At 43.5% G+C, this 9,860-nt stretch carries 9 protein-coding genes; 8 read left to right on the forward strand and 1 reads right to left on the reverse strand.

The window, feature by feature from the left end; translation table 11 throughout:
• Positions 1 to 68 precede the first annotated feature (68 nt).
• From pilW to AN213_RS03565, 8 genes are all read left to right on the forward strand, one after another.
• Positions 69 to 1,880: a type IV pilus biogenesis/stability protein PilW gene (gene pilW / locus AN213_RS03530; protein ID WP_055197424.1), complete on the forward strand. Its 1,812-nt coding sequence runs from the start codon at positions 69 to 71 to the stop codon at positions 1,878 to 1,880.
• Entirely contained in the window at positions 1,877 to 2,764 is an 888-nt protein-coding gene (locus AN213_RS03535) for a RodZ domain-containing protein (protein ID WP_054562630.1), read from the forward strand. Before pilW ends, AN213_RS03535 begins: the two co-directional genes overlap by 4 nt.
• A gap of 5 nt (positions 2,765 to 2,769) precedes the next feature.
• Positions 2,770 to 3,888, forward strand: a complete 1,119-nt coding sequence (gene ispG / locus AN213_RS03540; RefSeq protein ID WP_054553525.1) for a flavodoxin-dependent (E)-4-hydroxy-3-methylbut-2-enyl-diphosphate synthase — start codon at positions 2,770 to 2,772, stop codon at positions 3,886 to 3,888.
• 133 nt (positions 3,889 to 4,021) lie between these two features.
• Positions 4,022 to 5,296 (forward strand): histidine--tRNA ligase, encoded by a 1,275-nt coding sequence (gene hisS / locus AN213_RS03545; RefSeq protein WP_055022058.1) that lies wholly within the window; start codon positions 4,022 to 4,024, stop codon positions 5,294 to 5,296.
• A 24-nt stretch (positions 5,297 to 5,320) separates the two neighbouring features.
• Positions 5,321 to 5,941: a tetratricopeptide repeat protein gene (locus AN213_RS03550; RefSeq protein ID WP_055197426.1), complete on the forward strand. Its 621-nt coding sequence runs from the start codon at positions 5,321 to 5,323 to the stop codon at positions 5,939 to 5,941.
• A 9-nt stretch (positions 5,942 to 5,950) separates the two neighbouring features.
• Positions 5,951 to 7,129 (forward strand): outer membrane protein assembly factor BamB, encoded by a 1,179-nt coding sequence (gene bamB / locus AN213_RS03555; RefSeq protein ID WP_055022060.1) that lies wholly within the window; start codon positions 5,951 to 5,953, stop codon positions 7,127 to 7,129.
• A 75-nt stretch (positions 7,130 to 7,204) separates the two neighbouring features.
• Positions 7,205 to 8,674 carry a ribosome biogenesis GTPase Der gene (gene der, locus AN213_RS03560; RefSeq protein ID WP_054553521.1) on the forward strand — a complete coding sequence of 490 codons (1,470 nt, stop codon included), beginning with the start codon at positions 7,205 to 7,207 and terminating at the stop codon, positions 8,672 to 8,674.
• A 115-nt stretch (positions 8,675 to 8,789) separates the two neighbouring features.
• Positions 8,790 to 9,170: a VOC family protein gene (locus AN213_RS03565; RefSeq protein WP_055022061.1), complete on the forward strand. Its 381-nt coding sequence runs from the start codon at positions 8,790 to 8,792 to the stop codon at positions 9,168 to 9,170.
• On the opposite strand, the gene AN213_RS03570 is transcribed toward AN213_RS03565, so the two are convergent.
• Positions 9,167 to 9,559, reverse strand: a complete 393-nt coding sequence (locus AN213_RS03570) for a MarR family winged helix-turn-helix transcriptional regulator (RefSeq protein ID WP_269083455.1) — start codon at positions 9,557 to 9,559, stop codon at positions 9,167 to 9,169. The two genes, AN213_RS03565 and AN213_RS03570, sit on opposite strands and share 4 nt — an antisense overlap.
• Positions 9,560 to 9,860: the final 301 nt, after the last annotated feature.

The raw sequence follows: 9,860 nt of genomic DNA on the forward strand, positions 1-9,860 counted from the left end.
AAATAATAGATGCAACACAAAGGCTTTTCGGTAAGATAGGCATACGGAATCAAAGAAGAGATTAGGTAATGCGTTCTATACTTGCCATTACTGTTGGTGCATTCGCATTAACAGGGTGTGTTACAGAAAACAGCTACGAAGGTAGCGACAGACCCGTTGTTGAAAAACAGGTTAATAATACCGGTGCTGCCCGTACTCGTATCGCCCTTGCGTTACAGTACTTAAAAACAGGCAACAACTCGCAAGCAAAATATAATTTAGAACGCGCCGCAGATTTTGCACCTGACCTCCCAGAAGTTCACTACTCTTTAGCTTATTACTATCAACAGGTTGATGAACCTGAGCTAGCCGATAAAGCCTATCAACGCGCACTAAAAATCGCCCCTAATGATCCGAACACCTTAAATAACTATGGTGTCTTTTTGTGTGGCATTGGCGAATATGATCGCGCTGCAGAAGAACTTCTTAAAGCGATTGCTGTTCCTAGCTATATCCGTGTAGCTGAAAGTTACGAAAACTTAGCCTTATGTGCGATTGAATTTGATGATTTTGAAAACGCAGAAAAATATCTAAAATCTGCGCTAAACCACAGCTCGCAGCGTCCATCATCAATGATTAGTCTTGCTGGTTTATATTACGCAAAAAGCGATCTTCACAAAGCTGAAGATATCATTGAAAGATACGAATCGTTAGGCCGCGTAACCCCCCGTGCACTCATGCTCAGCTACTTAATTCAGCAACGGATGGGCCATATTGAAAAAGCCGAAACAACGGCAGGTATCATTTTACAAACCTACCCAGGTTCGAGCGAAGCAAAAGCAATTACTACAGGGCGAACTAAACGCTCAGAATTTGAAGTTCTACGTGAAAAATACCGTCAAGCGCAGCTTGAAGAACTGAAAATCTCAAGCGATAACAGCACGGTTAGCAAAGATCAGCCAAAAATTCGCATCGTGAAAAGAAAAGCGCCTGCTAAACAAGCTGTTGTTGCACAGGCGCCAGTGGCTGCTACCGGGCAAAGCCTTGTAAAGACCACAAATGTTCCAACAACTAATGAACAAACTTCTCTAGTTGAGCAGCCAACTGTAAACAAAACTCAACCCGAGCCACAAACTGTAGCGCAAAGTAATAAGCAGGTGCCTACTGAGGTAAACTCAGACAGCGAAGAAAAGCCCGTAACAGAGACACTCGCCTCTTCTCAAACAGTCAATACAACGCCAGAGACGCTCACAAAGCAAACTGACGAAGGTTTCCAAACGGTTAGCTCTCGAAAAGTTGAACAGGCTGCTGTTATTGCAAAGCAACAAACAAGTACGCAAAGCAATGATGAAGTGACCATAGTGTCATTTGGTGCACCGCAAACGCCAAGCGTTCAACAACAAACGCCAGCAAACTCGCAAAATACCAAAAATGATGCCAGCACTGTGGTGTTTTACGAAGCAGAAAAAGACGAAAACGTATTTAGTGGCAGTCAAACAACGACGTCAACCGCCAATAGCACTGACTTTAGCGTGACAAACGAGCCGCTTAACTTACCCATGCTGAACGCAAATGTACCGGCGCTGAATATCCCGTATCATATTATTGAAAATGGTGAAAACCTCTTTAGCATTTCGGTGCGATACAATGTTAAACTACAGAAGATTTTGCTTTGGAATGGCTTAAAAGAATCGGATCGTGTACAAAACGGTACTCGCATTTATTTGAACGATCCGAACATTTATCACGACATCAATGATGGCGACACACTCTTTAGCATAGCCACACAGCATAGCGTATTGATCGATCAGTTAATGCGCTGGAACAAATTGAGCCCAGATGTAGCCCTAAAACCTGGGCATAGACTCTTATTGGTAGATCCAGACTCATACGCATTATGAATGAAGAAAACAATTTAGAACAACCACAAGAAACGCTCGGCCAAGCGCTAAAAAAGCGCCGCGAAGACGCAGGAATGAGCCTTGAGCAACTTGCTGGTGCATTAAAGTTATCAGTTTTACAGTTACAACGACTAGAAAACGACGAGCACGAACTACTAGGCCCTGCGACCTTCGTAAAAGGTTATATCAGAAGCTATTGCCGTGAGCTTAGAATCGATAGCCAAGCCATGCTTGAATTACTGCCAGAGCACGTTGAGCCTGAGAAAAAGTCAAAAATGCAGAGCTTTTCTCGCCGCACAGAAAAAGAAGCACATGACAGCCGTTTAATGCTGTTTAGCTACTTTATCTTAGCGGTGATCATTGGTTCGTCTGTGTTTTGGTGGTGGCAAAATAGCAACCAGAATATCGAAGAGCCGGTCACGACTGCGATGCCAAATCAGCTCGAAAGCAGTGATATTTCACCCGACTTAGCTGTAGAAGCGCCAGTTGAAGAAACCATTCAACCACTCGCTGAAGGCGAGCAAGAAATCGTTCAGCCTGAAGCTGATGCGCCAACGACCAGCAACGAAGCACAAAATCAAGCTGCATCACAAAACCAACCTGCTGCTCAGCCACAAACTGAAAAGGCTGATCCTGAGCATAGCGAAGTGGTGATGCACTTCAATGAAGATAGCTGGGTAGAAATTCACGATGGCAACGGCGATCGTATTGCTTTTGGTGTTAAAAAAGCAGGTTACATTATGACAGTAACCGGCCCACAGCCGTTTAATGTAGTATTAGGCAAGCACCAAGTAGTCGATATTACTTTTCAAGGTCAAGCCGTCGATACCTCACATTTTGCCAAAAATCGCTTAGCTAAATTTACTTTACCGTTATCAGAGTAACCGCAATGTTTTCAGAATCTCCTATTAAACGCAGAAAATCGACCCGTATTAACGTAGGTAACGTGCCAATTGGTGATGGTGCGCCAATTGCCGTTCAGTCGATGACTAACACCAACACCCTAGATATCGATGCAACGGTTGCACAAATTCAAGCTATTCAAGATGCCGGCGCCGATATTGTGCGTGTGTCTGTACCTACCATGGAAGCAGCTGAAGCATTTAAAAGCATTAAAGAACAAGTCACTATCCCGCTGGTAACAGATATTCACTTTGATTACCGTATTGCATTAAAAGTGGCTCAGTATGGTGCGGATTGTTTACGTATAAACCCGGGTAACATTGGTAGCGAAGAGCGTATTCGTGCCGTTGTAGACTCTGCACGTGAGCATAACATCCCTATTCGTATTGGTGTTAATGGCGGTTCATTGGAGCGCGATTTACAAGAAAAATACGGCGAACCAACACCAGAAGCACTGCTTGAATCAGCTATGCGCCACGTTGAGATCTTACAACGTTTAGACTTTGACCAATTCAAAGTATCCGTTAAAGCGTCAGATGTATTTTTAGCGGTCGGTGCATATCGATTACTTGCCAAAGAAATCGACCAGCCACTGCATTTAGGTATTACCGAAGCAGGCGGTATGCGCTCAGGTTCGGTTAAATCGGCTGTTGGTTTAGGTATGCTACTTGCCGAAGGCATTGGTGACACATTACGCGTATCACTTGCTGCCGATCCGGTACAAGAGATCAAAGTGGGTTTTGATATTTTAAAATCATTACGCATTCGCTCACGCGGTATTAACTTTATTGCCTGCCCGAGCTGCTCACGCCAAGAGTTTGATGTGGTAAGCACCATGAACCAACTTGAAGAGCGCCTTGAAGACGTGGTTGAGCCTATGTCAGTGTCGGTGATTGGTTGTGTAGTTAATGGTCCTGGCGAAGCGCTGGTTAGTGATATCGGCCTTGCTGGTGCCAACCGTCGCTCTGGCTTATACATCAATGGTGAGCGCCAAAAAGCACGTATCGATAACGATAACATTGTCGACCAACTTGAAGGCTATGTGCGCGACTTTATCGCTAAAAAAGAGAAAGAAACGCCAATCGACATCAAAATCGTTGAATAATTCGCATATACTCGGCAAACCCTTGGGTTTGCCGTTTACCTTTATAGCCAAAACGCTATAATAGCGGGTCAATTTTTTAGTTTTTCTTGAGGCGCGATTTTTTCAGCGCAAGTACAGTATTTAGGATTTATAAGTGGCAAAACAAATTCAGGCAGTTCGTGGTATGAACGATTGTCTGCCAGGCGATACGCAAATTTGGCAGAAAGTAGAAGACATTTTACGTGAAACAGTTTCATCGTTTGGTTATCAAGAAATTCGTTTTCCAATTGTTGAATCAACCGACCTATTCAAGCGCTCTATCGGTGAAGTAACCGATATCGTCGAAAAAGAAATGTACACCTTTGCAGACCGTAATGGCGATAACTTAACACTTCGCCCTGAAGGTACGGCAGTATGTGTGCGTGCAGGTAATCAAAACGGTTTACTGTATAACCAAGAACAACGTTTATGGTACATGGGCCCGATGTTCCGTCACGAGCGTCCACAAAAAGGTCGTTACCGTCAATTCCACCAATTTGGTTTAGAAACATTCGGCATTGCCACTGCCGATATTGATGCAGAAGTTATTTTGCTGACAGCCCAATTATGGAAAGAGTTTGGTATCAATGAACACGTTCGTCTTGAGCTTAACTCACTGGGTTCAAATGAAGCGCGTGCAGACTACCGTGATGCACTTGTTGCTTACTTAGAGCAACACGTCGATGTACTTGATGAAGACTCTAAGCGTCGCATGCACACTAATCCTTTACGTGTGTTAGATAGCAAAAACCCTGATGTACAAGCTATTTTAACTGATGCGCCTAAACTATCTGAGCACTTAGACGCTGAATCAAAAGAACATTTTGAAAATTTATGTGAACGTTTAGACGCTGCAGGCGTCGAATACACGGTAAATGAAAAGCTTGTACGTGGCCTTGACTATTATAACCGCACTGTTTTTGAGTGGGTAACCGATAGCCTAGGCGCACAAGGAACCGTTTGTGCCGGTGGTCGTTACGATGGTCTAGTTGAACAACTAGGCGGTAAAGCAACACCAGCGGTAGGTTTTGCAATGGGTCTTGAGCGTTTAGTGTTATTACTTCAAGCACTCGAAAGTGTAGGTGACATCCGCCGTAGTGCTGATGTATATTTGGCAGCCATGGGCGATAAAGCCAGCATTCAAGCGCCTATCATTGCCGCTCAATTACGTAAAGATGTTGCAGGTCTACGTGTTATGGTGCACGCAGGCGGTGGCAACTTTAAAAAGCAATTAAAACGCGCAGATAAAAGCGATGCGCTAGTCGCAGTTATTATCGGCGAAGATGAATTAGAACAAGGCGTTGTGACTATTAAGTACTTACGTGAGCGTAAAGAACAAGTCACCTTAAAACTAGAAGAAGCGAAAACGCTACTAGCTGAGCTTATTTAAGCCCAGCTAGCAACAGAGGTAAGCATGGAAATTTATTCAACAGAAGAACAACAAGAAGAAGCGATCAAACGCTTTTTCCGTGAAAATGGTTTAGCACTTGCAATTGGTATTGTTGCAGGTTTAGGTGGTTTATATGGTTGGAAAGCTTATAACCAAAACCAAATCACCACAGCTGAGAAAGCATCTGACACTTTCACACAACTTGTTGAAAGCGGTGCCGTGCTAGAAAAAGCGGATACGTTTATTAAAGACAATGGCGAGTCAAGCTACAGCACGCTAACAGCATTTGTAGCAGCGAAAGAAGCCGTTGAAAAGAATGACCTTGATGCAGCAAGCGAAAAGCTTAACTGGATCATCACCAACGAGCAAAACCCTGAGCTTAAAGCAACGGCAACAACGCGCCTTGCTCGTGTTCACCTTGCACAAAAGCAATATGAGCAAGCGTTAACAACGCTAAACGCCCAGCTTCCAGCATCATTTGCTGCTGCAGTCGCTGAATTAAAAGGCGATGTTTATGCTGCACAAGGCGACAAAGACCAAGCTCGCAGCCAATACCAAGCTGCTGCTGATAATGGCGGCCTTGAAAACAATCCGTTATTACAAATTAAACTTGATGACTTAGCACAAACTAGCCCAGCGGCGTAAGGGGTTAAGATGAAGAAGTTAACAGCGGCAACACTTGCTCTGTGTATCGCAACCCTGACTGGGTGTTCGTCAAGTGATGACGAAGAAGAACTAGTACTGCCTGAAATTGTTAATCAATTTGAGACAGAAGTGGTTTGGCAAGAATCAATTGGTGATGGTGTTCAGCACTATTTCTCGCGCTTAACGCCGGCTATTCATAACGATGTTGTGTATGTAGCAAACCGCGAAGGTGAAGTTGAAGCCCTATCGCTTGAAAATGGCGATACGCTATGGCAAACCGATGTGCGTGAAAACCCAGCCTTCTGGCCTTGGGAAACCACAGAGAGTGCCAAGCTATCGGGCGGTATTTTACAAGCTTACGGCAAAATTTTCGTTGGTTCTGAGCATGGTTACTTAACTGCTCTTGACCGTGAAACAGGTGAAATCGTTTGGCGCAAAACGATGCCAGGCGAAGTACTTTCTAAACCAGCTGCAGGCGACGGCCTAATTTTTGTAAACCTAGGCTCAGGTAAATTATTAGCTGTACACCCAGATACAGGTGAAGAGCGTTGGAGCTTTGAACAAGAAGTGCCACCACTAACGTTACGTGGTCAAAGTTCACCAACTGTAGCCAACGGTGGTGTATTACTAGGTCTTGAAACAGGTAAATTAAGCGTATTAATTTCTGAAAATGGTTACTCTGCGTGGAGTGCTGAAATTGCTTCTCCAAAAGGTGCGTCTGAGTTTGAACGTTTGGTTGATGTAGATACACAAGCATTAATCAGCGGTCCATATGCTTATGCAATCGCCTATAATGGTAACTTAGCAGCCGTTGATATTCGTTCTGGTAATGTTGTTTGGAAACGTGAGTACAGCAGCTACCGTGATTTATCAATGGATAGCCAGTCTATCTATGTTGTTGATAGCGATGGTGTTGTTTACGGTCTAGATAAAACATCAGGTATTGAGCGTTGGAGCCAACCGGCATTACGCGGCTGGTACTTAACAGGCCCTACCGTGGCTGGTAAATATTTAGCATTAGGTGACCAAGAAGGTAACCTACACTGGTTAGACAAAGAAACGGGCGAGCTTGTATCGCGCGAAGACTTTGACAGCTCAGGTTTCTTTATTGAGCCAGTTGTTGCCGGTGACAAGTTAATTTTATACACCCGAGATGGTGAAGTTAGCGCGGTTAAAATTCCAAACTAACTTACTAATAGTAAACGTTATTTTTCTAAGGCTTCGCTTGGCGAAGCCTTTTGTTGTTTTTTTAAGAGGTAGTTTATGCTTCCCGTGATCGCTCTTGTTGGGCGACCCAATGTGGGCAAATCCACATTATTTAACCGTTTAACACGTACTCGTGACGCCCTCGTAGCCGACTTTCCAGGCTTAACACGAGATAGAAAATATGGCCAAGCTGATTACGATGGCTATGAATTTATCGTGGTAGACACGGGTGGTATTGACGGTTCTGAGCAAGGTATCGAAACTGAAATGGCTGAGCAATCGCTACTAGCGATTGAAGAAGCCGATATCGTGCTATTTTTAGTTGATGCCCGCGCAGGTATGACCGCCGCAGACCAAGCGATTGCTAACCACCTTCGAAAACAACAAAAGAAATGTTTTGTTGTGGCAAACAAAGTTGATGGCATTGATGCAGATTCATACTGTGCTGAGTTCTACCAGTTAAGCTTAGGTGACGTGCATCACATTGCTGCGGCGCATGGCCGTGGTATCACGCAATTACTTGAAACAACCTTACAGCCAGTTATTGCAGAACTTGCAGGCGAAGCTGAAGAGCTTGAAGAAAGTGATGACGAACTGGTTGATCTTTACAGCGAAGATGAAGAAGGCGAAGACAACCAGCAAGCCTTTGCTGACAAGCCAGTAAAGCTTGCTATTATCGGTCGCCCTAACGTTGGTAAGTCAACACTTACAAACCGTATCTTAGGTGAAGAACGTGTAATCGTTTACGATATGCCGGGTACAACCCGTGACTCTATCTATATTCCGATGACACGTAACGACAAAGAGTACATTCTTATTGATACTGCGGGTGTTCGTAAGCGTAAGAAAGTAAGCGATGTTGTAGAAAAATTCTCTGTGATCAAAACCCTTAAAGCGATTGAAGACGCTAACGTGGTATTGCTTGTGGTTGATGCACGCGAAGGTATTTCTGATCAAGATTTAAGCTTACTTGGTTTTGCCTTAAACGCAGGTCGTTCATTGGTTGTTGCTGTTAACAAATGGGACGGCCTTGATGATTACGTTAAAGAACGTATTAAGTCAGAGCTTGACCGTCGTTTAGGTTTCATCGATTTCGCACGTTTACACTTTATCTCAGCTTTACATGGCACAGGTGTAGGTCATTTATTTGAGTCGGTAGATGAAGCATACGAGTCAGCAACTAAGCGTATCAGCACAGCGATGCTGCGTCGTATCATGGATATGGCACAAGCCGATCACCAACCGCCACTTGTTCGTGGTCGTCGTGTAAAACTTAAATATGCTCACGCAGGTGGTTATAACCCACCACGTATCGTGATCCACGGTAACCAAGTTCATGACTTACCAGATAGCTACAAACGCTACCTAATGAACTACTACCGTAAAGCATTAGGTATTATGGGTACGCCAATCAAAATTGAATTTAGAGAAGGCGATAACCCATACGCGGGTCGCACTAATAAAGTGACTTTATCGCAAAAACGTAAAATTCGTGCATTTGCGAAAGAAAACCGCAACAAGTCGTAGCTACTACAGCTAAGCTTTAAGTATTAAAAAAACCTTGTGAGTATGACTTACAAGGTTTTTTTATTGCTAAAACTATGCTTTATTTAATAAACGAACAATAAATAGAGCAGCATAAATGGTATTTTTAAGTCAGGTTATTTACGTCGATAACGTAGAAGAAGTACTCGACTTTTACTATCAAGCATTTGGTTTAAATACCAACCATATCAGTGACGATGCCGAGTACGGTGAACTTGTTACAGGGTCTGTAAAACTTGCTTTTGCGACCCACCCGCATGCACAGTCATATTTTAAGCAAGGGTATATTCGTGCCCACCCTAAGCAACCTGCACTAGGCTTTGAGCTAAGGTTTAGCTGCCATAATTTAGTCGAAAGTTACGATAAAGCTGTACTTGCTGGTGCTGAGCCATTATGCCCGCCAACTAAAAAAGACGCCCAGCATTATGCGTATGTTCGTGCTATTGAAGGCACTTTAGTGTGTTTATTAGAAGATTAGCCTTTTGTAAGGTCCGTTTTTGTAAGGTCAGTGTGCAGCTCAAGGGTTAACTCGCGTAATAACTCGATTCGCTCCACACTCATATTTGAGCGTGCCATTAACTTAGCCGTTAATTCTTCAGCATCAACTTTAAGTTGCATGCCCTGCTCTGTTAACGAAATTACTTTTTTACGCTCATCTTCATTTGATACCTGACGAGTCAATAAACCTTTGGTTTCTAGGCGCTTAACTATTGGTGTTAAGGTGCCTGAATCAAGGTGCGTGTCATGAGAAAGCGCTTTTAAGCTCACTTGGTTATTATACCAAAGAGAATGCATCACAATATATTGCGGATAGGTTAAGTCATAAGCTTCGAGGATTGGTCGAAACGCTCTGATCAGCGAAGGCAAGATTAAATCTGAAGAAACGATATACCACGGTATTGAAAATGCCGTTGATGCATTTCTTGGTCTGTTCGAAGGTAAAAATAAAGGAAAAATGCTGTTTAAGCTTTAACGCTTAATAACTAATAAAGCCTGTATCTTAGTTGGTACAGGCTTCTTTTTAGGCAAGTTTAAAAAATACGATTGCCGCAACAAGCATCACCTTGCGCTTACAAACCTTCATACTCGGCCTTCCTTGGTTTTAAAATTTGCTTTCTGCAGTCAACCATATCCCAACAATCTGTTTCAGGTACGCCGTAATACCACG

This window comes from Pseudoalteromonas sp. P1-8, from assembly GCF_001399985.1.
Classification (GTDB): Bacteria; Pseudomonadota; Gammaproteobacteria; order Enterobacterales; family Alteromonadaceae; genus Pseudoalteromonas.